20 protein-coding genes are annotated in these 22963 nt (G+C 51.4%); 8 read left to right on the forward strand and 12 right to left on the reverse strand.

Annotated elements, in window-relative coordinates; all coding sequences use genetic code 11:
- Positions 1-52 precede the first annotated feature (52 nt).
- From copD to RHM59_RS21975, 6 genes are all read right to left on the reverse strand, one after another.
- On the reverse strand, positions 53-997 hold the full coding sequence (gene copD / locus RHM59_RS21950) for a copper homeostasis membrane protein CopD (RefSeq protein WP_322285381.1): 945 nt from the start codon (positions 995-997) through the stop codon (positions 53-55).
- A gap of 3 nt (positions 998-1000) precedes the next feature.
- Positions 1001-1384 (reverse strand): copper homeostasis periplasmic binding protein CopC, encoded by a 384-nt coding sequence (copC, locus tag RHM59_RS21955; RefSeq protein WP_322285382.1) that lies wholly within the window; start codon positions 1382-1384, stop codon positions 1001-1003.
- 451 nt (positions 1385-1835) lie between these two features.
- Entirely contained in the window at positions 1836-3320 is a 1485-nt protein-coding gene (locus RHM59_RS21960) for a multicopper oxidase family protein (protein WP_322285383.1), read from the reverse strand.
- Positions 3321-3331: 11 nt separating this feature from the next.
- Positions 3332-3742, reverse strand: a complete 411-nt coding sequence (locus RHM59_RS21965) for a hypothetical protein (protein WP_322285384.1) — start codon at positions 3740-3742, stop codon at positions 3332-3334.
- A gap of 306 nt (positions 3743-4048) precedes the next feature.
- Positions 4049-5437 (reverse strand): heavy metal sensor histidine kinase, encoded by a 1389-nt coding sequence (locus tag RHM59_RS21970; RefSeq protein ID WP_322285385.1) that lies wholly within the window; start codon positions 5435-5437, stop codon positions 4049-4051.
- The gene (locus RHM59_RS21975) at positions 5434-6123 is read right to left on the reverse strand and encodes a heavy metal response regulator transcription factor (protein ID WP_322165903.1); all 690 of its coding nucleotides are present in this window, start codon (positions 6121-6123) and stop codon (positions 5434-5436) included. The genes RHM59_RS21970 and RHM59_RS21975 overlap by 4 nt, the downstream gene beginning before the upstream one ends.
- Before the next feature lie 245 nt (positions 6124-6368).
- On the opposite strand from RHM59_RS21975, the gene RHM59_RS21980 reads away from it, so the two are divergent.
- The 8 genes from RHM59_RS21980 to RHM59_RS22015 all read left to right on the forward strand — a co-directional run bounded on the left by RHM59_RS21980 (position 6369) and on the right by RHM59_RS22015 (position 15293).
- A complete protein-coding gene (locus RHM59_RS21980; protein ID WP_322286741.1) occupies positions 6369-6440 on the forward strand; it encodes a hypothetical protein in 72 nt (23 codons plus the stop codon).
- Between the two features lie 15 nt (positions 6441-6455).
- The gene (locus RHM59_RS21985) at positions 6456-8810 is read left to right on the forward strand and encodes a heavy metal translocating P-type ATPase (protein ID WP_322285386.1); all 2355 of its coding nucleotides are present in this window, start codon (positions 6456-6458) and stop codon (positions 8808-8810) included.
- 472 nt (positions 8811-9282) lie between these two features.
- Positions 9283-9486, forward strand: a complete 204-nt coding sequence (locus tag RHM59_RS21990) for a co-regulatory protein PtrA N-terminal domain-containing protein (protein WP_322285387.1) — start codon at positions 9283-9285, stop codon at positions 9484-9486.
- 218 nt (positions 9487-9704) lie between these two features.
- Positions 9705-11480, forward strand: coding sequence for a copper resistance system multicopper oxidase (locus tag RHM59_RS21995; RefSeq protein WP_322285388.1), 1776 nt, complete (start codon positions 9705-9707; stop codon positions 11478-11480).
- Between the two features lie 86 nt (positions 11481-11566).
- Positions 11567-12595 carry a copper resistance protein B gene (locus RHM59_RS22000; protein ID WP_322285389.1) on the forward strand — a complete coding sequence of 343 codons (1029 nt, stop codon included), beginning with the start codon at positions 11567-11569 and terminating at the stop codon, positions 12593-12595.
- Between the two features lie 166 nt (positions 12596-12761).
- Positions 12762-13229 carry a DUF411 domain-containing protein gene (locus tag RHM59_RS22005; RefSeq protein WP_322165899.1) on the forward strand — a complete coding sequence of 156 codons (468 nt, stop codon included), beginning with the start codon at positions 12762-12764 and terminating at the stop codon, positions 13227-13229.
- A 1000-nt stretch (positions 13230-14229) separates the two neighbouring features.
- The gene (locus RHM59_RS22010) at positions 14230-15015 is read left to right on the forward strand and encodes a hypothetical protein (protein ID WP_322285390.1); all 786 of its coding nucleotides are present in this window, start codon (positions 14230-14232) and stop codon (positions 15013-15015) included.
- A complete protein-coding gene (locus tag RHM59_RS22015; protein ID WP_322285391.1) occupies positions 15012-15293 on the forward strand; it encodes a hypothetical protein in 282 nt (93 codons plus the stop codon). Before RHM59_RS22010 ends, RHM59_RS22015 begins: the two co-directional genes overlap by 4 nt.
- Positions 15294-16015: 722 nt before the next feature.
- On the opposite strand, the gene RHM59_RS22020 is transcribed toward RHM59_RS22015, so the two are convergent.
- The 6 genes from RHM59_RS22020 to RHM59_RS22045 form a co-directional block, all read right to left on the reverse strand.
- The gene (locus tag RHM59_RS22020; protein WP_322285392.1) at positions 16016-18187 is read right to left on the reverse strand and encodes an ATP-binding protein; all 2172 of its coding nucleotides are present in this window, start codon (positions 18185-18187) and stop codon (positions 16016-16018) included.
- 2 nt (positions 18188-18189) lie between these two features.
- A complete protein-coding gene (locus RHM59_RS22025) occupies positions 18190-18633 on the reverse strand; it encodes a hypothetical protein (protein WP_322285393.1) in 444 nt (147 codons plus the stop codon).
- Positions 18634-18635: 2 nt separating this feature from the next.
- Positions 18636-19550, reverse strand: a complete 915-nt coding sequence (locus tag RHM59_RS22030; RefSeq protein WP_322285394.1) for a hypothetical protein — start codon at positions 19548-19550, stop codon at positions 18636-18638.
- A gap of 502 nt (positions 19551-20052) precedes the next feature.
- Positions 20053-20637 carry a hypothetical protein gene (locus RHM59_RS22035; RefSeq protein WP_322285395.1) on the reverse strand — a complete coding sequence of 195 codons (585 nt, stop codon included), beginning with the start codon at positions 20635-20637 and terminating at the stop codon, positions 20053-20055.
- Positions 20638-21029: 392 nt separating this feature from the next.
- Complete coding sequence (locus tag RHM59_RS22040; RefSeq protein ID WP_322285396.1) at positions 21030-22076, reverse strand: hypothetical protein; 1047 nt, start codon at positions 22074-22076, stop codon at positions 21030-21032.
- Between the two features lie 328 nt (positions 22077-22404).
- A complete protein-coding gene (locus RHM59_RS22045; protein WP_322285397.1) occupies positions 22405-22863 on the reverse strand; it encodes a hypothetical protein in 459 nt (152 codons plus the stop codon).
- Positions 22864-22963 lie beyond the last annotated feature (100 nt).

Genomic DNA, 22963 nt, shown 5'->3' on the forward strand with positions numbered 1-22963 from the left:
ATGCATAGGCGGTGGGGTTACACAGCACTTATGCGTCATACTCCGAGTCTGATTACCCAGCCGCAGCTGACATGTCCACCTCGGGGCTTAAGGTTCCTAGCCAAGCCACGAGGGCTACAATGACTACCGCGATGGAGAACTCCAAGGTCATGCTGCGTCGCAACGCAGTGACGGCAATTGCGCAGTGTCCTTCCTTAATGGATCGCTCTAATAATGGACTCAAATGAAAACGATTAAGGGATGCCAATACAAGCATTCCTGCAAACAGTAGGGTCTTCAAACTTAGAAGTACGCCATAAGTGCTGAACATAACTTGGTCTAAGGTAGGCCCGACTATGAAAAGGTAGTTCACTGTTCCGGACAACCCTATGGTGATTACGATCAGCGCCCCAGCTGACTCGAACCCGGTCAGGGCTCTTGCCAGAATTCGTACCTCCTGTTCGCCTTTAAGCATCCTCGCTCGCAGCAGTAAAGCGAATCCAGCGAGAGCACCTAACCAGCCACCTGCTGCCCAAAGGTGAAAAATATCGCTGGTGAAATGCATATAACGACGACTGCCCTCATCCATAGCGCCGTGTCCAGTCCACGCAAGAGTAGCAAGGGCGACAGCGCTCAATATCGTCACCGACCATAAACTTGGCGTCGGAAAGCGTTTGTTCAGAGTGGCGGCTATGCACGCCAGTACAAGGGCTGTTATTCGGACCATCCACGTAAGCCCAACATCTGTCCCCATCAGTACCATTTGAAAAATGTGATGATGAAGTTCCATAAAATCTGAAACCCCACTCATCATCTTCGCAAGTAATAACATTGCGAAAAATGATAGGGCTAAGGCCGTCAATGCTGCACCAAACAGCAGCGACTCAAAATTAATAACAGCGCCGGACACCCTCTCTTTGCCCCTCAGGCTATACAGGCCAAAAGTTGCCAGGCCGAACAGCAGCATAAGGTCCATATAAAGAGCGAAGCGAAGGGCTATGTTGATTGAGTCGCTCATGGATCATTTCACTTTGAAAGAAAAATTGCCTGTCATGGGGTGAGTGTCTGAAGAGACCGCTCGCCACTCGACTTTATAAGACCCCGAGGAGAGTGGAGAGGCGGGCTTGATGACCATCGTTTTCGGATCATCGCTGCCTGATATAGTCGCCTTAATACCCATGGGTGAATTAGGCATGCCAGGCATGTCTGTCATTATCAGTTTCGCTCCCGAAAACTGAGTAGTGAGATTTTCCGAGAAATGCAGCTCGATCTTGGCAGGCGCCACGGAGTTCGAACCGTCCGCAGGATTTGAAGTGATTAACTTTGGATGCGCTTGGGTGGCAGCGCTCAAGAGTAATCCGGTAGTAAGTGCAGCCGCTAAAGTTGTAGTTTTAAACAATGACATGCAAGACTCCTCGCAGCATATGCTGTCGATTCGAAGTTTGGAGGGCGATCTAGATTTTAATTTATCGATTCAGGTTAAAAACGACATGCGGATAACAAGTGCCTGCTGCGTTATGTAAGTACTGACTCGGGCATAGATTAAATATTCTCGCGTGCTAGAGCTGGGACACGATGCCACATGACAGCAGGTCGGTCGATTACAATTCAGTAAGCTTTGTGCCTGTTCTTGTGTTCAGCTCTGAGGATGGTTTAAGTCATTTTCATTTCCACTTTCACCACCGCTTATCCGTTGGATCAGTGGGAGGTTCCCCGTGCAAATGCTACCTAACCAACAGTCAAGTCCCGTCGGTTCCTCAAATTAATGGGTGAGCGCGCTCACTTCCGACCCAAGCAATTTTTCAGGTTGTTCGAGTTGGCAGTGCATGCGCTTAGGGCTTTAGAGTCGGGCTTGATCAAACCACGTTGAGTTGCCCCATCATGCCCATCTCTTCGTGTTCGAGGATATGGCAGTGAAACATCCGCAGACCAGGCAATCGCTGTATGGTTTTAATGCGTACGATTTCACTTGAACGCAGGTTGACGGTGTCTTGCCATGCACGGAAAGATACCGGTGTGACTACGCCGTTAAACTCCCGCTCAACCACTTGGAACTGAGTGCCGTGCAGGTGGAAGGGATGATCCATGTCAGAGTGATTGACGATTTCCCAAAGCTCGACCTCGTTGATTCGGCTCACCAGATCGATACGTTGCATGTCGTATTCTTGATTGTTGACCAGAAACTGCACGCTATGGCGACCGTTGGCCATAGTCATTTTTTCGCTGAATACCACCTGTTTGCTTGCGGTGGCGGTACCAAGGTCCGGTACTGAGCCGAGCTTAAGCGGCAGGGCTGCCTGGTCAGTGGCTGTGACTGTCGTAAAATCAACTGTCAGCAGAGGCATGATGTGATCGGGCGCCACTTCGCCCATTTTGCCGCGCGCATAGATATTAGCGTTCAATTCCACACGGTCGCGACGGCTGCCCGCGTCGATTATCAGTTCGATCCGCTGACTTGGGGCCAGCAGATATTCGGTCAACCCCGACTGTGGCTTTTCGAGCAGACCACCGTCGGTACCGACCAACGTTAGTGTGCTGCCTGGCAGCGCAAGTTGCAGATAGCGAGCACTACAGGCGTTCAAGACGCGCCAGCGCTCACGACCTCCAGCGGCGAATGGTAAAACGGGTTGGTGCTGAGCATTGACCAAGGCGAACTGGCCTTCGCGACCATTCATCCAGTCGTGGGCTTCGTTGGGTGCGATGGTGGCGTAACGGTCGAGTTTGAGATCTGAAACCACCAACAACCTCTCTGGTAAATGGGCCAGAGGGTCATGGCGCGACCTTATCAACAGTGGACCTGCCAAGCCTCGGAACGCTTGTTTCGCCGTATTTTGGTGCGGATGCGGGTGATACCAATAAGTGCCTGCGCTGCCTTCGGGCAAATTGAAACTGTAAATACGGCGTCCGCCGGGTGGTACAGGATCATGCGGATTACCGTCCTGGTCCGACGGTACCTGCAAGCCGTGCCAGTGAATAGTGGATGGCTGTGTAAGATTGTTGACGAAGGTGATGACGACCTTGTCACCCTCAAACAGCTCGATCAGTGGGCCAGGTAGGCCCCCGTTGTAGGCCCAGAATTCGGTTGCGGTTTTTCCGGGAACAAAGGGAACCGAAACAGGTGCAGCGGTCAGAGTTGCCTCAAAGTAGCCGGGTACGCTGCTGGTGTTGGCTAATTTGGGGATTTCTCGCAGTGAGCTGCCAGTCGGTAGCAGCTCCGGTGCCAGCAACGGTAGTCCAAGAGGTGTTGATGATGAGGTCATGGTGTCTGCCGACCACGCCTGTAACCAGGGACCCGCCAGCCCGGTCAACGCTAACCCTCCGAGAAAGGTACGCCGTTGCATCAAGTAAGCCTTCATTTGGACATCTGCATGTTCATCATGCTGGACTGCTGGTCCATCATTTTCATCATCATGTCCATCATTCCTGTACTGCCATCTGCTGAGCCTGGCATGCCCATCTCATTACAACCTTTGCCTGCGTGCATAGTCCGCATCATGGCCATGGAGCTTTTCATGGTCTGCATGCTCTCCTGCATAGCGGCCCGGCGCTCGGTAGGCGTCTTGGCGGCGGAAACCTTGTCGCGGGCGGCTTGCATCTTTTGCATTTGCTGAGTCATGGCATGATCGGCATCAGGCTGGGCCTGAGTGCTTGTCTCGGTGGTGGGGAGCGCGGATTCAGCCGGAGGGTGAACTTCCGTGGCATTGGCGATTATAGCGATGGCCGCGATTAGAGCGGCTAAGACCAATTTCAGTGGTGCTTGCATGATAAATCTCCAGACGAAGGGGAAAGTTCGCACGGTTGGACCGTGCTGAATCAGTATGCAATCGAGCAGTATGCATAGAGGGTATGGCAACCAACTCTCGGATCAACCGCAACCGCGTTTGCACAGACGAGGTTGCTTCCCACTTAACATGCTTTGTTTCATTGACCACCCGTCCACATGTAAGCAGTAGCGCTCGTTGAATGGAGATTGTTGACATACGTCAAACATGACGGCGCTCCCGTTCCTACTACTGGTACTTCAGGAATCGGCTCTTGGGCTAGGCGTTGGCTCGATGAATCGTCATTCTTAGGCAGGTTTGATGCCGGCACTAAAGAGTTCAATATGAAAAACAGTTGTTCCATCGGATGAAGTGCACCAGATCTTGCCATCATGAGCTTCAATGATCGACCGAGTAATCGACAGGCCCAGTCCTGCGTTACTTGGGCTCCCTTGACGCCTCGCAGGATCTGCGCGGTAAAAACGATCAAAAAGTTTTTCGAGGTGTTCGGGCGCAATAGTCGTTCCAGGGTTTTGTACCGTCAGCACCGTCGACGTGTTTGTCTGGCAGATATCCATGCGGATGGTTTCTCCCTCTGGCGTGTACCGTAGCGCATTCGATAGTAGATTCGAGATAGCCCTGCGCAGCATCAATACGTCACCGCTAACACTTCCAGCACCGAAGACGCAAAGCTCAATGCCTCGCTCGTCTGCCAGCAGGCGGTAGTATTCGAGCAATGTTCCCACCACCTCGCGCAGCTCTATCAGGCTGTTTTCTGGCTTGATCAACTTATTGTCGGACTTGGCCAGAAAAAGCATGTCATCAATCATGCGAGACATGCGCTTCAAATCCTCGAGATTTGAAAATAGATTGTCTTCGTAGTCCTCAATGTTCCTTTTTCGTGAGAGCACAACTTCAGTGTGGGTCATCAAATTACTGACGGGCGTTCGCAGCTCGTGAGCAATGTCCGCGGAAAAATTTGAAAGCCGAACAAACGCATCGTCCAGACGAGACAACATGGCGTTAAAGGATGACACCATCTGCTGAAGTTCTTTTGGCACAGGCGCCAACGGTATGCGGTCTTTCAGCGAGCCAGCAGACATAGAGGCGGCGACCATCGTCACCTGCCGAATAGGTCGCATACCGCTGCGTGCAACCATCCATCCCAGTGCGGCACTGACCAGTGCGCTGATCACCAATCCTGTCCAAAACCATTGCTGAAGGGTTTCGAAGAAATACATATGCTGCGTCACATCAAAGATCAAGAACACGGTTAGCGGCTTTTTCTGTCCGGAAACCATTGCCGGGGCCGTGACGCCGCGGTAAGTCTGCTCATGGTCTTTCCATTCCCACATTGCATGACTATCGAGCTTGCGCAGTTGCTCTGGGACACTGACGGGCCTGGGGCTGGCGAAAAACAGCTTTCCTTCACTGTTCAGGATGATCGCCGTCAAATCGCGGTGTGCCCCCAGCAAAGCCTCAAGTTGTGGTTTTAAGTCACTGAATTGATCGATGTCGTGCAGCTCTCCCAAAATTCGTTGAGTTGAGCTGAGTTTTTCGTCCAAGGTTTGCTGATCCAGCATCTTGAAATGACGCTGACTAAGGTGATTAAAACTCATGCCGGCAACCGTCAGCACAACGGTTACCGAAAGCATGAACATCAAGCTCAGGCGTGTGGTGAGGGAAAGGCGGTTCATTTCTGATCCGGGTCCGGTGAGTCCAGCATGTAACCCATACCTCGGACGGTCTGGATCAGCTTAACGTCGAAGTCGTCATCAATTTTCGCCCTGAGCCTTCTGACGGCCACTTCAATCACGTTGGTATCGCTGTCGAAGTTCATGTCCCAGACCTGGGAGGCGATGAGTGATTTTGAGAGCACTTCGCCTCTACGGCGCAGCAGCAACTCTAGCAATGCAAACTCCTTAGCTGTCAGGTCTATGCGCGTTCCTCCCCGAATCGCCCTGCGTTTGAGAAGGTCGACCTCAAGGTCAGCCATTTTTATATGGGTTTGCGCAGGGGTGCTGTTACCGCGACGTAGCAAGGTTCTAACGCGAGCCAGCAATTCAGAAAAGGCGAATGGTTTGATCAGGTAATCGTCTGCCCCAAGCTCAAGTCCCTTGACCCTATCTTCAATGCTGTCTCGCGCCGTCAGAAATAGCACCGGCACTTCTTTTCCTGACCTACGGACCTTTTGAAGGAGTTCCCATCCATCCATTCCCGGCATCATCACATCCAGAATCAGCAAGTCATAGGCCTCGCTTAAGGCGTGTTGAAGGGCGTCAACGCCGTCGGTAAAACGATCAACCGTAAATCCGGCCTCAGTCAGGCCCTGCTGTAGATAAATGCCCAATGTCGGTTCATCTTCAGCGACTAGCAGTTTCATGAGGTGACTCGCAACGGGACCATTGCGATGAGTGTGCATCAAATAAGTCTCGCTGATTTGAAACTTACATAAATGTAATCTCTGCGACAGGTAAATGTTAACCCAGATGAACACTTATCGGTTTTTTACTCGATATGTTCATCATCGAACACACTGTTGAGCAGGCAACTGTTACAACAGAGTCGCGGCTTTCATAGGGCGGCCCTACCGAGCCCTTTGGACTTAATGGTTTAGCCTGTCCGTTAATGCATGTTTTCGGACACGGGCACGGGGGACACATGTCAACATGTGGATCTGGCAGAAACAAACAAAAGTGAGAAAGGAAAACAGATATGCCTAACGACACAAGCGACCATGGCCACACTCATGCTGCGAAGGCTGAGGATGAAGGTCTGCGCGATCCGGTGTGTGGCATGGCTGTTACCCCGCCGATCAGATTCAGCGAGGTTTATCAGGGACAGATCTATCAGTTTTGCAGCCTGAAGTGCCAAGAGAAGTTCAGAGCAGAACCGCCGCTCTACGCCAATGCACCACTGAATACCGATCACTCTGGCCACGCCGCTCCAGTAGCTGAAGTACAGGAAGGTACCGAGTTCACCTGCCCTATGCACCCGGAGATACGCCAGCCCGGGCCTGGCAATTGCCCTAAATGTGGCATGACACTAGAACCGGTCATGCCTGCGCTCGATGAAGATGAAAATCCCGAACTCCGGGATTTCACCCTCCGCTTTTGGTGGTCGCTACCATTAACCGTGACAGTGGCCGTGCTCGCCATGGCTGGACATTCGTTACAACTCTTCCATGGCTCGATCCAAAACTGGATCGAGTTCGCTCTTGCGACTCCGGTTACCTTATGGGCAGGTTGGCCCTTTTTTGTAAGGGGTTCAGCATCTGTTAGAAACCGCAGCCCAAACATGTGGACTTTGATTGGTTTGGGTACCGCCGCCGCCTATCTGTACAGCGTCGTGGCAACTCTATTTCCCCAAAGCTTTCCCACCACCTTCATGCAAGATGGGCGCATTGGCGTCTACTTCGAAGCCTCCGCGGTCATCATCTCGCTGACCTTGCTTGGGCAGATTCTTGAGCTTAAAGCCCGATCGCAGACCTCCGCCGCCATTAAGTCCCTTCTCGGTCTGTCTCCCAAGACCGCACGAAAAATCAACGCAGATGGTCAGGAGCAGGACATTCCCCTCACTCATGTTCACTTGGGAGACCATTTGCGGGTCAGACCTGGTGAAAAAGTGCCCGTTGATGGGGCTGTACTTGAGGGAGAAAGTGCGGTGGATGAATCCATGCTCACTGGCGAACCTGTGCCGGTAATGAAAAGAGCAGGGGATAGTTTGATCGGCGCCACGCTTAATACTCATGGGAGCTTGATAATGGAGGCGCAAAAGGTCGGCGCCGACACCATGTTGTCGCAAATCGTAAAGATGGTTGCGCTAGCCCAACGCTCCAAAGCGCCAATGCAACGAATGGCCGACTCGATTGCCGGTTACTTTGTGATGGGTGTTATCACGATTGCGGTGCTGACACTCGTAGGTTGGGGGCTCTTTGGCCCTGAACCCAGCTGGGTCTTTGGTCTGATCAACGCTGTCGCCGTGCTGATCATCGCTTGCCCCTGTGCCCTGGGTCTTGCGACGCCCATGTCGATCATGGTTTCGACGGGTAAAGCCGCCAGCATGGGTGTGCTGTTCAGGGATGCCAGTGCCATCGAAAACCTTTGCAAGATCGACACACTGATTGTCGATAAAACGGGGACTCTAACAGAGGGGCGACCGGTGTTTTACAGTGTGGAGGCCACACCAGATTTCAACCCCCACGATGTTCTTCAGCTGGCAGCTAGCCTTGACCAAGGCAGCGAACATCCTTTGGCTCGTGCCATCGTTGATCACGCCCGAACTGAAAACATTGAGCTCACCAAGCCCGAATCGTTTGAGTCCGGTTCAGGTATTGGAGTCAGTGGTCTCGTTGATCGCAAGAAAATACAGTTGGGCAACACTGCGTTGATGGAAGCTGCCGGCGTGAGTACGAAGGCCTTACAAGAGCGTGCAGAGTTGTTACGCCTTGAAGGCATCAGCATCATCTATCTCGCCGTTGATGGGGCCTTGGCAGGGTTGCTAGCGGTGTCAGATCCGATAAAACCGACCTCCAAAGAAGCAGTCGCCAAGCTCAAAGCTGATAACGTAAAAATTATCATGGCCACCGGTGATGGGCTCACCACCGCTAGGGCTGTCGCCAGGGAGATGGGGATTGAAGAGGTCCATGGTGAGGTGAAACCGCAGGATAAGGAACGCCTGGTTGCAGACCTCCAGCAGCACGGGCGGAAGGTTGCCATGGCTGGCGACGGGATCAACGACGCGCCGGCTCTGGCGCGAGCAGATGTCGGCATCGCAATGGGAACAGGGACTGACGTTGCAATGAATAGCGCGCAGCTTACACTGGTAAAAGGTGACCTCATGGGGATTGTACGAGCACGCGCCCTTTCGGTTGCAACAGTAAAAAACATGCGGCAAAACCTTGGCTTTGCCTTTCTTTACAACTCGATGGGTATTCCCCTCGCCGCCGGCCTTCTTTATCCACTGACGGGGCACCTTCTGTCGCCAATGATCGCTGCGCTAGCCATGAGCGTCAGTTCTGCGTCTGTAGTTTTCAATGCATTGCGATTGAGGCATACCCGAATAGTTTGAGTGTCACCGATGCTCGGGGCCAAAAATACATAACTCTTGACCTTGCCGTGGTGTCAACGTTGATGCTGCGGTTGCGGTGAAAAGAGACCGCTCCGTACAAGAGAAATAATTATGTTCGTCTTAAATGTATAAAAACTAAAGTACTGTGCATGAGTCGAAATTCGCATAGTTAACTGCCGTGCGAAAAGATTAAAACTTCAGCAATTTTTAAAGCGGCTAGAAGATTTTAACGTTAGGCGTCTTAAATTTAATAAATGCTGATATATATATGTATAGCAGTGAAGGATCAAAAAATTACAGATTAAATAGCGTATTCCTAACGTGAAATATCGCAAGCTGACACCGCTGTAATGTTTGCCTAAGCTAACTGACAGGTGATGAGTTTTATAGTCTTGGTGAACCTTTGGCTCATTCCTAAAATTCATCATGTAATTTGGGTTTCGGCTTACTAACACTGATCACAGGAATTCAAATGAACCCTATCAAAGCTTTGTTCGTCATTGCAGCATTGACCGTTTCTTCTTTTGCTATGGCTGAAGGCGGTGGTGACCGAGCATTCGCACGCTTGGAAGCGGCAAAGAATAAGACAATGGAATCATACGTGTTAGCTCAAAAGCAAAGCCCCCAGCGTCCCATTGCTGAAAGTACTGAAGCGATGGACCACAAGAATTGCTAATAGCCTGCCGCGCTCCCAAGCTGACAGAAATGTAATCACTGCCGTGGTTCAAATGTGGCAATTTCTGAGCTCGCAGTCATACGTGCTCGACTTTAGTGACGGCGGGCGAAACTCATCCGAGCTCATAACAGAGCTCTGAAAGAGTGCCTTTAACCTGCATGAGAAACTCATTGATGGTTTCGTGCAGCTTCCCTTTTGACTGATTGGACATAAACGGCATGCATTCCAAAACCTCTAGGCGGACGTTCGTTAAAGGTCTGACCGCGGGTGGCATTCTTGGCGGATTTGGCCTTTGGCGCACTCCCGTATGGGCAGTGACCAGTCCTGGTCTGCCGAGCGTTCTCACGGGTAACGAATTTGATCTGTTTATTGGTGAAACCCCTGTAAACCTATCCGGATCGCCACGCACAGCAATGACCATCAATGGATCATTGCCAGGACCTTTGCTGCGTTGGCGCGAAGGAGAGACGGTTACCCTGCGTGTAAAAAACCGCTTAGACCATGACACCTCAATCCATTGGCACGGGATCATCCTGCCGGCCAACATGGACGGCGTACCTGGCTTGAGCTTCCATGGCATCGCACCTGATGGAATGTACGAGTACACATTCAAGGTTCATCAAAACGGCACCTACTGGTACCACAGTCACTCTGGCTTTCAGGAGCAGTCCGGCGTTTACGGTCCAATCGTGATCGACTCAAAAGAGCCGGAGCCTTTTCAGTACAACCGCGATTACGTGGTGATGCTGACCGACTGGACCGATGAAGATCCTGCTCGCGTCATGGCCAAGCTGAAGAAACAATCGGATTATTACAACCACCACAAACGTACCGTTGGCGATTTCATCGACGATGTCAGCGAGAAAGGTTGGTCCGCGACAGTGGCGGATCGCAAGATGTGGGCCGAAATGAAAATGAACCCCACCGATCTCGCAGACGTCAGTGGCGATACTTATACCTATCTCATGAATGGCCAGGCGCCTAACAGTAACTGGACCGGCATTTTCAAACCGGGCGAGAAGCTGCGCCTGCGCTTTATCAACGGCTCGGCGATGAGCTATTTCGACGTTCGCATTCCTGGTTTGAAAATGACCGTGGTGGCAGCCGACGGCCAACATGTCAAACCTGTGAGTGTCGACGAATTTCGCATCGCCGTAGCTGAAACGTATGACGTGATCGTAGAGCCTGCCAGGGAAGAGGCATACACCATTTTCGCTCAGTCTATGGACAGAACCGGATATGCACGCGGAACCCTTGCAGTTCGCGAGGGTTTAAAGGCACAAGTGCCAGCGATCGACCCCCGGCCGCTTTTGTCAATGAATGACATGGGAATGGGCGGTATGGCTGGTATGGCTGGTATGGGCAGCGACGACATGTCCAACATGGCCGGGATGGACCACAGCAAGATGGCAGGGATGGGCAGCGGTGATATGTCAGGGATGGCTGGCATGAGCGAAATGGGTGGAGAAATGCAGACTCACCCAGCCTCCGAAACCAACAACCCCTTGGTTGACATGCAAGCCATGAATCCAACGCCAAAGCTAAACGATCCAGGCATAGGCTTGCGCAACAATGGTCGTCGAGTGCTCACTTACTCCGATTTGAAAAGCGCTTTCCAAGACCCTGACGGCCGCGAACCAAGTCGTACCATCGAGCTTCATTTGACCGGTCACATGGAGAAGTTTTCGTGGTCGTTCAACGGCATCAAGTTCTCTGACGCCGAGCCACTTCGTCTGAAGTATGGCGAGCGTCTGCGCATCACCTTAGTGAACGACACCATGATGGCCCATCCCATACACCTTCACGGCATGTGGAGTGATCTTGAGGATGAGAACGGCAAGTTCATGGTGCGCAAGCACACGATCGATATGCCGCCAGGTACCAAACGCAGCTATCGAGTCACTGCTGATGCCTTAGGACGTTGGGCTTATCACTGCCACCTGCTTTTCCATATGGAAATGGGCATGTTCCGCGAAGTACGGGTTGATGAGTAAAGGAGACAATCTATGAACACATACCTAAATCGTAATTCGCTGGTGGGTTGTCTCTTTACCGCTGGGCAAAAAGGCAGATTGAGATCATGACCCGTAAGTTTTTTCGCCCAACGCTGATGGCACTGGCAGTCTCGACCAGTCCTGCATTCTTTTTCATGGCTCAGGCCGCTGAAGGGATGGATCCGTCGATAGCGATGCCATCAAGTGCGGACTCAACGCCTTCGACTGCGCAAAAATCCAAGCCAGCCAAAGCGAAAGATGGCGCGATGGATCACACCAAGATGGACCACGGCTCAATGGGATCTATGGACCATAGCAAGATGGGGGCTATGGATCACAGCAAGATGAGCATGGACGACGGGCACATGGACGGTATGGACAGCATGGATGGAGGGGCGACCACGAGCCGAACCCCGATCCCCGTACTTACCGACGCTGACCGTGCAGCCGCCTTTCCAGATGTGGCTGGCCACGGTGTTCACGACAAAAAACTTAACTCCTTCATCCTTCTGGATAAGTTTGAGTATCAAGACGCTGACAACGGTAGTGCGCTGGCCTGGGATGCAAAAGGATGGATCGGCGGTGACGTTGATCGCCTGTGGCTGCGCTCGGAAGGTGAACGCACCAATGGCGTAACGCAAAACGCTGAACTCCAGGCGCTTTGGGGGCACGCCGTCGGTCCGTGGTGGGATGTCGTCACGGGCGTTCGGCAAGACTTCAAGCCTGGGTCGCCCCAAACATGGGGAGCGCTCGGCGTTCAGGGCATGGCCCTCTATAACTTTGAAGCTGAAGCGACCGCCTACATTGGTGAGAAGGGTCAAACCGCTGCTCGACTTGAAGGCGATTACGACATCCTGCTGACAAATCGCCTGATCTTGCAGCCGACCGCAGAAGTGAACCTGTACGGAAAAAATGATCCTCAGCGCGGCATAGGATCTGGATTGGCGAACACCGAAGTAGGTTTGCGGTTACGTTACGAGATTGTTCGTGAATTTGCCCCCTACGTCGGTGTTACCTGGAACCACTCCTACGGCAAGACGGCAGACCTGGCCAGCGATGGAGGAGAAAAGACCAACGATGCTCGATTCGTAGTGGGTATTCGGATGTGGTTCTGAGTCGATTTAGCGATGCCATCCAGCGGTTTGAATAACCGAGGAACCACCTCCCCGACGTATGGGTGAGATCATCAACCAAACCTAAACGCGGCGGCATTAAACGCTCCGGATGGCATTAGCGCTACTGGAGCATCCCACCGCAGACAAGGTAAAAGGAAAAATATTCATGATGGCTAGCTTCCGACTTTCTAGTCGATCTCTACGTCTCGCAACGTTTGCAGCGCTGTTCATCGGCTCAACCGCTCAAGCCGCTCAGGCCCTGACAATTGATGTTCATCGAGACGCAAACTGCGGATGCTGCAAGAAATGGATTCAGTATCTTGAAGCAAACGGCTTCACCGTCATTGATCATGTAGAAACCAACATGAGCGCTGTCAAACAAGATCTCGGCGTTGTTCCACGTCTCTCGTCCTGCCACACCGCGATGATCAAGGAAAAGTTTGTCGAGGGCCACGTGCCTGCTGAACAGATAATTGCAATGACTAAGCGTGACGACCTTGTCGGGATCGCTGCTCCTGGCATGCCGGCAGGCTCTCCAGGAATGGAGGTCGAAGGGAACCATGGTGCCTATCAGGTAATTGGCCTTACCAGCGCGGGCATAGATCAGGTTGTAGCGATATATCCTGAAAACTAGCCAGAAAACTCTCGGATGTATAACGAATCAAAGCCACGGGGACTCAAGCAGTCGGAGCTATTGCCGCTGCCGTCGTCTTTGAAAGATTCGGAGCGTCGGTGTTGATCAATCTGATAGGGAGCTTTCTGACGTTATGCTGTGTTGCGAGTGGCGATTGCCAGTCGTGAGTAGCGGTGATGTCTGAAGTTATTAAGGGGGGGGGCGACGCCCCGATAGATCAACCTAAAATGGCATAGGTGTACAGCCTAGTAGGAAACAACCTGAGGTCTGCGTTACAGCAGTAACAGGCGCCTACATTTCGCGGGGTAGGCCGAAAGCCTTGAAAGCATTGGAGCGGGTGAAGGGAATCGAACCTTTATTGGACGAAAGGGCGGGCGAAGTGTGTAAGTGTGTAAGTGTGTGAGGCCCCACACGAATTGCCCGGCAACCGTTTACGGGCATGGTGCATCCCATCGGTCTTTACTCACCTAGTGAGTTCTGGCGTCGACTCCCGATTCAAATCCCCCCCCAAAAAAGCTGTAGCATGGGCGCGGTTCAAACCAGACTGCCGTTCGATTCCGACTCATCAGGCTTTAACCGACTTCGATCTATCTCGAATGCTCATTCACTCCAAGACCGCGCAAAAGGCCCCTGCAAAGCTCGATCAGCTAGAGATTGCTAAAAAACAGGGCCTGACGGCTTTGGGCGCGAGCAGCTAGTTCGTTGCTCTAAACATTCCTCATCATTGCCGATGGAGTGGCGCGCCGCCCCCAGCCCGAGCGCCAACCAATCATCCTGCCTGGCTGTGTTGACGCGTCTCGATGTTCGGTGTAATTTCCGTTCGTTCTCAAATTTTTGAGTTCAAGGGTGAAGAAATCGCCATCCCAACAGACGCCAGTCGTCGACGAGGGCGGGTTGTTTTCTAATGCGGCACCCCGGCCTACGGCTAAAGGACTTTGTCTACCATCGATAGCACTTCGCTTCTGTTCAGGATGCGTCGTACATTATTGTGGAGATTAAAATGTCCTTTTCCCTTTCCTATGACGAGCTTCAATCCGTCAATCTTGCCTTTGATGCGTCTCAAATATTCCCGCCGGAAGTCTTAGAGACCCTTAAATTTCAGTTCCCTCGGCTGAACAGTTGGCAGCCCCTCAAACCTGCTGATTTTCTATCCTTAGCGTACTTTGGCGCAAATGTCGTACCAGGTAGTTATGGCGGCTTCAAAGGGATCGTGGAAAAAGCATATAAAGACGCGATAGCGCGGGGTGAACTCAAAAAACTACCTCGCAACGAAATCTATCGCTTGGCCGCTGAGGAATATGGGTTTAGTAGCCTCGAAGCTTTTCAGAATCTCTACCTGGGACTGGATAAGGTGGCGGCGGGCCTCAATGCTCCCTCCTATGCAAAAATTTGCGACACCGCTGCCTACATCGAATTGCAGTTGCGTAGCGAGCTTGGCAAGGTCAGTTTTCCGAAAGGCACTCGTCAGACATACGTTTCGACTTTCTCGCGTTATGCTCCCTACCTTTGGGATGTCTTCGTCGCAGCCAGGCAGGGACTTTTTCCTGCGATTTTGGTGGATCACTTCAAGGGTGAGGTGGTGTATCTGCGTAACACCCGTGAGTGCGTGGAAGCGTACATCATCGGCTGTCCTGGCTACGCTCGCGGGATGGAGCATGCCCTTGGGCTAAGGGTGGGTCTGTCTACGGCTGATGATTTGGACACGATTCGAGAAATATCTCGCAAGCGGTTTGGAGGCATCTCAGTGATTTTCAAGGACATGGTCATTATGGAGGCTTCGGTATGAGTCTTTTCCTCCTTATGACTGGTCGAGAAGGGATGGTTCCCTGCAGCATATGCCGTGGTGGCAGTGCCGAAATCATCTGTCCGGACTGTGATGGCCGGGGTTACGGCTTGGATGTTGAAGGAAACTACGAGGACTGCGACCGATGCTTTGGAGATGGCTATCTTCCACCCGATGAGTGCGAGAATTGCCTGGACGGCTTCGTCGAGGACGGCGATCAGTTAACGCCTCCGGATGACGAAGAAGGGCGATTTGAGCAGCACATGACTCGCGATCTGTAGGGCCGTAGTCGCGCTGTAGATGATACAAATGGATTTGAATCCCCAGCAGTTGGAGCACAGTCATGTTCACGATTGGCTATGCTTCAGCCTTCCCCGTTAAAGCGTGCGAGGTGAACCTTTGCGTTGTCGGGAGCAAATTTTGCTTCCCACTGCTTGAGCAGATCGAATAGCGATATTAGCATTCCGTGACAGGTTTGACAGAAAAGGGGCTTGGTAGTGGTAAGCCAAGCCTGAGCTTGGCATCAGGGCGGGACACTGACAACGAGGCTGCTTATTTCGGGCGCTGAACCTCGCCGGGATGCGAGCATTTCTGATTGGACTTCTTGGGACACCTTAGTCAATTACCCCGCGAAGATAGCTACATCAAGGTCAGTAGTAGGCGTCCCAAGCGTCGACTTGCAAATAGTGTATTCGCACATTTAGCATCCTGTCCGACCTGGAGCTTTGCTAATCAGGTAATCATTTAATTGGTTTTTTCAGGCGAGATAACCTAAAAAACAATCAAGCTAGGCGCGAGCACCACCAACGGGTCTAAAGCCTCCGGCGAGTTACGGAAGGAGTTTCTGACCTTTGAACCGGGAAACCTGGGCGCTAACCGGATTAGTTCCTTTGGCGAAACATTCCGGCGGTTCCGAGCAATCCGCCGGGTCGTGCAACCCATTTGCCCCTATAGAGAAACCGGTAGAGCGGAAAGCAGATCGCTAACCGCAAATCCATCGAATTTAAATATCAACAGCCGCGATTACCGGCGCGATCGACTTATCACCGAGGCGTATGAGCTTAAAGACGACATTGGCCGTTGCCTCTTTATATGTGGCTTCGTTGTCCTCAAATGACGCCGCTACGATGCTCTGAAGCCCCTCTTCCGACGACAGCAATTGAAACAGTGCTTGTTGGCTCTTGGTTGCCATGGAATGCTGTCCCGGCTCGTCTAGTAGCAACAGCCCTAGGTGGTTACCGTTGACGGTCGGATGTGATGACGTCTGATAGATCGACAGCAGATAGCTCCAGATCAGGCGAACGAAGTCACTTGCGCTGGATTCCCTGGCAATATTGCCCTTACCTTTAGGACTTTCATCACTTCTGGCGGTCACAGATGTGCTAACCGCGATAGCCGGCGTGGTTGAGGGGGCTGGAGACGCGATCGAACGGGCAGAGTCAGAGGCGGACACACTCCGCTCATTGATCTCCCGGAGCTCAATCTTGGCAAGATATGGCAAGAGATTGTCCCGATTAAATTCAATGTCCGCGATTGCTGCACTGTGGTAGTCAAATGCACTGATGTTTGCGCGGAACATTTTTTCGAACAGCGTGTACTTTGCGAGATCGGTAGGTGAGTAATGGATGCTCGGAATAAGAGTCCTGTTCCGCTGGTTCTTGGCTAAGCGTTTTGCCAATAGAGCGAGCGCGTCCAAAGTCTCATCCGAATAACCTTCGAATTTAGTTAGATCCTCCAGCTCCATCTCGATTTGCACTTGCACTCGGATGCCTGATTTGGAAACCGAGGAGTTGGAGTTTAGGTCGGATCGCAGCGCCCTCAGTGCAGACTTAGTGACGGCGATGCTTTTGGCGAGCTGATCCTTGAGCGCCTCGGCCTCCTGAATTGACTGGTCGATCCCGCCTCTCTCTCTTTCGAGCATCCGCAGCTGAGCCGTTAGGTAGGCAATGTTAGTGCCGATGTCCATGTGAGGTGTGCTCTCATGCAGATCAACGAGTGAATGTCCAATGGCTTGGTGGCAGGCCGGACATGAGTTACTTGCGGTCGACAATCTGAGTGATGCACCAAACTTTATTAGTTTCTGCGCAGCCTGGTTTTTAGTAAGCTCATCCTTGGCTTGCTGGGTATTAATTCGGTTGCTATTCAGATCGACCCTATATAACGCGAGATTCCCCAGGGATGTTTCATAAGCAACAGTAAAGCGTTCAAGCTCACTTGTATATTTTTCGATGGACTGCGTGATTTCTAACGTTGGAGTTTCACCCTGTTGGGCCAGTCTCAACCCGATCAGCACATGGTCGTTGATCTTGCGTTTCCTGTACTCTAGGATACTTTCCGTTACGCCTTCCGAGGTTCTATGGAAATCCACCAGCCCAGCGTTGAAATCAGATGCGGGAGTTTTCGAAATGTTAGAAAATTTGAATCCATGTTTAAGCACTTCGGTGACAAGTGTTCGATACAGAATTTGCCATTCATCGTATATGGACTTTGATTCTTGGTCTAGAGAGTCCCGCTTGGCATCTGTTTCAAAAACATCAGTGCCGACTAGAAAGTCGACTATTTTAATTCTCGCATCCCTCACGCCAAAGTATGGGAGGTTAGCAATATAGTCAGTCCATCCACGTTTCTGCTCGATTATCATCGCGGCAAATACGTATTGTAGGTAAAGTTTTACCGGCTTGCCATTCGTTCTTGGTACCAGTGGCAGCTGAAGTCCAAGGAACCTTTCAAAGTAGGTGAAAAAACCTTCATCGATCTGTGCACTCAATCCGTCATGCAAAAATTTATATAAGATAGGTGCCGTCTCAGCCTTGGTTAATGCCGAGCACTCTTGTATTTTTATCAGCTTCGTGCTGAGACCTTCCTCCTTGATACTTCGCGTGGCGGTAATAGTTTTGCCATTACTTTCAATTTCAATCGTGACCTTAGAGGTTAGGATGCGATACTTAAGCTCCTCATGCTCAAGGTAGTCTTTTAGAGCATATGTCAGAGCGTTCTCATTTTGAGCACCCAGCAACTCCTCCATGCCCATTGCATACATGATCGCATGAACTATCGTACTTTTGCCCGCTGAATTTCGACCTCGGATGATGTTCAGGTTACGACTGAATTCCGTTGAAAACCCAAACGGGCCATTATCCGTCTGAATGTCGATTTTTATTGCTTTAATATACATTGCTATTCCCATCCCTTGGACACGTAAGTAATCATCTCTTCTGTAATTTTCTTCCCGATTGACCTCAATGCTGATTTTTCTTCGCCGAGTACCGTATCATCAGCAAGTATCAAGCTTACATAGGACTTGCCGATGGAGGTGAGTTCGAAGCCTGTCGTAGTGGGGGCTATCAATGAATCTCTAAACGCGAGGTTCAGTGCTATTGCCATCGCCGGGTCAAATCCCCAGATCGGAAGATGCAATTGACCGTGTTCGCCTCCGATCGCTAGTGCCCGAATGCGCTCGGGTGTCTTGAGAGCCCAGTTCAAAAGATGGATCTTAGGAAGGCTGCATTTGGCACCACGTCCCGACAGATGAAGAATCAGCAACGCTTGGGATATCTTATACAGGGGGCGAAGTTCCGAAAGTACCGGGATTGGCCGTCTAGTGAATTTAAGCTGAGCCATAATTACTCGTTGAAGTCCAGTTCACATACTGCAAGCCATCGAGCAATGGTTCTGCGCACCACTTCACTTGCCGTCGACTTGTCTATGTTGAGGTTTCGGTCGGTGACCAAGTACTCCATCAGCGTGGTCTTCACCAGCTCTGTGAGATGTTCAGGCGTTGCATTAGACGTGAGACCCCACTCCATTACATCCTGCTCGAAGGCGTTCACAATGCGAGCAACGTTTACATAAGTTTGAGGTGAGCGGTCGTATAGAGACTGAAAATATGTATCATGATCCAGAAAGCTTTTGGTCGTCAGCAGCACTAAATCTTCTATTTTCTTAGCAGGCCTGCCAGGCATACGCAGTTGACATTTTCTAGCCAAGTTCTCGTCGTAAGGCTCAGAGAAGTTGTTTATCTTTGGCAATGATTCAGTCGGCGAACCCAGGCACGGAGGTAGGCCCGCTGATATTCGCAGTGTGTTGAACTCTTGCAAGTAGAATTCATGATCGTGCAGTAGGATCGTGAAATTTTGATCCAAATGTGGAAGTCCCCACGCTCTGACTTCTGTTTGTTTTGTCTGAGCGTATGAGAGAAGCTTGTTTTTGTTGATCTCGGGCGTAACGAAGCACCAAGTAGCGATTTTGGTACCGCCAAGAATCTTCTGCAGCTCAGTGGTGTTCTTCTTGAGCTTGACGAGATCTTTATTGATTTTGTCACGCTGATTTTCATATAGCTCGTCCTGATGATACTGCTTTTCGGGGCAGTAACATTGAAAAGCATAGCCGGTATGTTTGGTGAAACCCTCAATCCCATAGTCCCCCGGTGATGCTGGTACCTGTTGATAACCATCTGCACCGTATTTGAATTTGAATGCCAGCTGACATTCTGCCTCCCATGTAATCCCTGTGTACTTACCGATTGGTGTCGTAATCACTGCTTGCCTTCCTTGTTGGGACTTATCGGGAGGCGATGCTGATCGTCATCCCGCCGAATCCACTGATGCGGATGGAGCATCAATTGTAATTCTCAGCGATCCTGTACCTCCGGATCCTTGCTTAGAAACTATCAAATGGCTATCACTGGGTCTAGCAGCAACTGATCATGAGAATTCGTCAAGTTTAGATACTGTATTTTTATACAGTCTAATGGCTGTTGTGATGGGCGACAGGAAGCAAAGGCTTTATTACCGCTCCGTTCGACCCATGCCAGCATGTTCACGAGTTGCAGGTGACGCTGCATAAAAACAACTGAACGGCTTCCGGTCAATTCCTTCTGGTTGCAGACCAAGGAAAACGGCCAGTTCTTCGAGCCGCCGTAAGATGCCTGGTCATCATAGATCCAGAGCGACATCTTTTTGTACGTGGATAGCAGGGTAGCCAACATCCCGAAACCGTTCTTACTGATATTCGATTAGCGCGATGAGGTATTTAGGGCTGTCAGGGCGGGTCATGCATGTCCCGTGGTTTTACTTCGGTTTCGCTAGCCCTGCGCTGAGCCGCTTTCTTCGTCCGAAGTGGTGGAGTCTTGGGCTCAACCTTGCTTAACACGCTACGCGTGGCGTTTCGACTTAGCCACTTGGGGCCGGTGACGATCGGGCCAACATTCATGCCCCATCTTAACCATTCTCGTTGTTCGGTTGTTGGGCTGGTTCCGTACAGTTCAGCAGTGGCCTGATCAAGTATCTCTTCCGGTGGGCTCGTGTGGCCGCCGAGGGAATAAACGTGCTCCTGAGCCAAGCTTTCGACCTTCAAAATGATCTCACACTGGGCATCGCTGTATTTACTCATTCCACGTTTGTAGTCTGTGATCGAGTTTTTGTGCTCCTGAATCGCTGCAAGAAAGTCTTGGTTGCGAAAGAGTGACCAGAGATTGACCACGATCTCATCTTGTTTGGGTTGCCTCTCAAAGATAACTCCTTGCATGCCGTTGCCTTTGGCCGGAACACCCTTTTTAAAGTCCTTCGCTATCTTCAAATCAAATGTCCAGGATAAGATCTTCTCCGCAAGGGACTGCTCGCCCAACAGATTCCAAATGCTTCCTTTTTTGAGTGCGACCCGCCGAAAGCAAGCTGATGGGCGGTCTTAAATTCTATCGGCAGATTCGCGCATTCACGCTCAAGTGCCAGCGCCCGCAACCTGGAAACCTCTGGATTACCACCGATCTGCCAGTCGCTGATAACCTGGAGAAGCTGGAGCGAGAATAAATGGTTCATGCCGTAGTCACCTTGGCCCCATTGAGCAAAGCGTCCAACGAATGAGCGCAAGGAACGACACGCTCATCATGTGTTTTGGCACTTTTCATGGCTGCCGTCAGATGCGCAGCTTCTCGGGTACCATTCATGAGCCTGCTTCCAATATTTAATGAATCAGCTGTTTGCCACTGGCAGAGCGGGTTGCGCTGCGTCCCACCCCAATCAATCGTCACGCATGAATTTCTCATAAGAGTGAGCGTGATAGGAGCAAAGACCGTCGTTGTCCTGGTCTTCTTGGCGCAAGCCTTCATCACATATTTCGCATTCCGTGTATTCGAGCTCAGCAGCACACCACAGGCAAGACTGCTCATCGATTAGAAATGTATCCCGGCTGCATAAATTGCAGCTCTCAACACTAGGCTCTTCCCCATCGCGCGGATCGTAACTGTGGGCCCTTTCCAGCGCATCGATCATGAGAGGGGCTATCAAGGTAGTGTGTCCACAGGCCATGCAGGTAGCTTGAAAAATGTCATCGTTGGACTCAACGGTATCGGCCGCGTCTAAGTTTGCTTGCACAGGAGCTAATAGGGTGGACGAGCATTGAGGACACTTACATTCTTCCAGCCACGGCTCCATTCCTTGCGGTACGCAAGCATCACTCCAAGCTTCTGCACATTGTTCGGTGGTGTCTACGAAAAAGTTATGGTGCAGCAGCATGATCTGCCAGGCGTCACCCAGTATTGAAGCGGGTAGCTCTTCCAATTCGGTTTGAATAAAATCCCGGAGTACTGGAAAAAGCTCTGCCACGAAGTCAGCGACCTCACCTAACGTGTGAGCCGGGTGAAGGTGTTCTAAGTGGTTGCGGCAAGCCTGTAGCTTGTTTATCACAGCCCAATCGACTTCGATTCTAAAAGCTTCGAAGCGCTTTTGAATCGTAGCCACGTCGATGGTGGTTGGTCTGAACTTGCCCGCTGGCACCCATTCAATTCCTCCGTTGCCGTCTGAATGAGGCAGAACCTCCGGCGGGTTGAAGATCAGAGCCGCAGCATCCTCGGGGTTATCAACACACGTAGCGATTTTATATTTGAACAGGAGTAATACTCCTGCGAAAAGATTCCGAATAGCCGAGAGCGCCCTTGCTGGGTCGCCCCCTGCGTCACCGTTGAGCCTGCAGCGCTCAAAGTCCTCAACGCCTAACCTAATGGATGTAAGCGCGTTTTGGCGAAGCTTGGCGGCATCAAGCCTCGGCATGGGACGTTGGGGAGCCATAGATAATTCTCCTTCCATACTTTAAATAGGTCGCCAGGTTTTTGATGAGAGGATCTGGTACTGCTGGTTCGCAATTGGTTGTCATGTGCCGATTTTCTGATCCGGAGCTTATGTGCAATCCAACTTTGTCCTCTAGAGCCATGCTTTGGCACGGCAAGATCTCGGTTACATCTGCCCACAAAGGCTCAAACAGTCGTTGCAGTGTGTTTTCGCTCATCTGGGGTGCATGCAGGTCAACCCCGGCTTCGATTTGTTTACACCCTCAAAGAACGGTTGGCGTGTAACCGAAATGTGTTCCTCAGCATCCAGTCTATTGATGGTCATCAGATTACTTTGCAGACCGATTCCAATGGCGTCCTACAGTTGACGTAGAGAGCCCTAGTCTCCTGGCCACCTCTGCTTGAATGTGGCCTTGTCTTTTTAGCTCCTGGACGGCGAAAGTTGTCTGGGCCCCCTTGGCGGTAAATGCGTGATTAACATGCTCTGGATCATGGGCAACTCTAACGTCGAGAAGGGCCAAACTTTTCAGCTCGTCGCTTACGCGCTGAAGCACCTCTCCCGGCGTTAGGTTCTGCTCTGCCGCATAGGCGAGTGACAGAAGCGAAAGCGGTTCAAGGTCGAGGCCCTGAGCGAGTTCGGCACTGGCCTCAACTGTGACCGAGCTCTGCGCAGCTTCGAGACGGCTAATGTAGGACGCGTCAAGTGAACCAGAGATTTGCAGTTGCGATAATCCGCGCATCCCGCGTGCGAACTTCAGAGCGTCTGCGAAGGCTTGGCGAAGCGACATATCAAGCGTCTCTGTAAAAACAGACGGTATGCCGTGATTGCCATATCCCGTACAAATGCATATAGTCATCTGTGCGGGATGGCTGATAAGGATCTGGTTC

This window comes from Pseudomonas sp. MH10 (genome assembly GCF_034353045.1).
Classification (GTDB): domain Bacteria; phylum Pseudomonadota; class Gammaproteobacteria; order Pseudomonadales; family Pseudomonadaceae; genus Aquipseudomonas.

Bases quoted from the DNA above. Each gene is read 5' to 3' on its own strand.
- copD (WP_322285381.1), bottom strand. From the start codon at position 997: ATGAGCGACTCAATCAACATAGCCCTTCGCTTCGCTCTTTATATGGAC.
- copC (WP_322285382.1), bottom strand. From the start codon at position 1,384: ATGTCATTGTTTAAAACTACAACTTTAGCGGCTGCACTTACTACCGGA.
- RHM59_RS21960 (WP_322285383.1), bottom strand. From the start codon at position 3,320: ATGCAACGGCGTACCTTTCTCGGAGGGTTAGCGTTGACCGGGCTGGCG.
- RHM59_RS21965 (WP_322285384.1), bottom strand. From the start codon at position 3,742: ATGCAAGCACCACTGAAATTGGTCTTAGCCGCTCTAATCGCGGCCATC.
- RHM59_RS21970 (WP_322285385.1), bottom strand. From the start codon at position 5,437: ATGAACCGCCTTTCCCTCACCACACGCCTGAGCTTGATGTTCATGCTT.
- RHM59_RS21975 (WP_322165903.1), bottom strand. From the start codon at position 6,123: ATGAAACTGCTAGTCGCTGAAGATGAACCGACATTGGGCATTTATCTA.
- RHM59_RS21985 (WP_322285386.1), top strand. From the start codon at position 6,456: ATGCCTAACGACACAAGCGACCATGGCCACACTCATGCTGCGAAGGCT.
- RHM59_RS21990 (WP_322285387.1), top strand. From the start codon at position 9,283: ATGAACCCTATCAAAGCTTTGTTCGTCATTGCAGCATTGACCGTTTCT.
- RHM59_RS21995 (WP_322285388.1), top strand. From the start codon at position 9,705: ATGCATTCCAAAACCTCTAGGCGGACGTTCGTTAAAGGTCTGACCGCG.
- RHM59_RS22000 (WP_322285389.1), top strand. From the start codon at position 11,567: ATGACCCGTAAGTTTTTTCGCCCAACGCTGATGGCACTGGCAGTCTCG.
- RHM59_RS22005 (WP_322165899.1), top strand. From the start codon at position 12,762: ATGATGGCTAGCTTCCGACTTTCTAGTCGATCTCTACGTCTCGCAACG.
- RHM59_RS22010 (WP_322285390.1), top strand. From the start codon at position 14,230: ATGTCCTTTTCCCTTTCCTATGACGAGCTTCAATCCGTCAATCTTGCC.
- RHM59_RS22015 (WP_322285391.1), top strand. From the start codon at position 15,012: ATGAGTCTTTTCCTCCTTATGACTGGTCGAGAAGGGATGGTTCCCTGC.
- RHM59_RS22020 (WP_322285392.1), bottom strand. From the start codon at position 18,187: ATGTATATTAAAGCAATAAAAATCGACATTCAGACGGATAATGGCCCG.
- RHM59_RS22025 (WP_322285393.1), bottom strand. From the start codon at position 18,633: ATGGCTCAGCTTAAATTCACTAGACGGCCAATCCCGGTACTTTCGGAA.
- RHM59_RS22040 (WP_322285396.1), bottom strand. From the start codon at position 22,076: ATGGCTCCCCAACGTCCCATGCCGAGGCTTGATGCCGCCAAGCTTCGC.
- RHM59_RS22045 (WP_322285397.1), bottom strand. From the start codon at position 22,863: ATGTCGCTTCGCCAAGCCTTCGCAGACGCTCTGAAGTTCGCACGCGGG.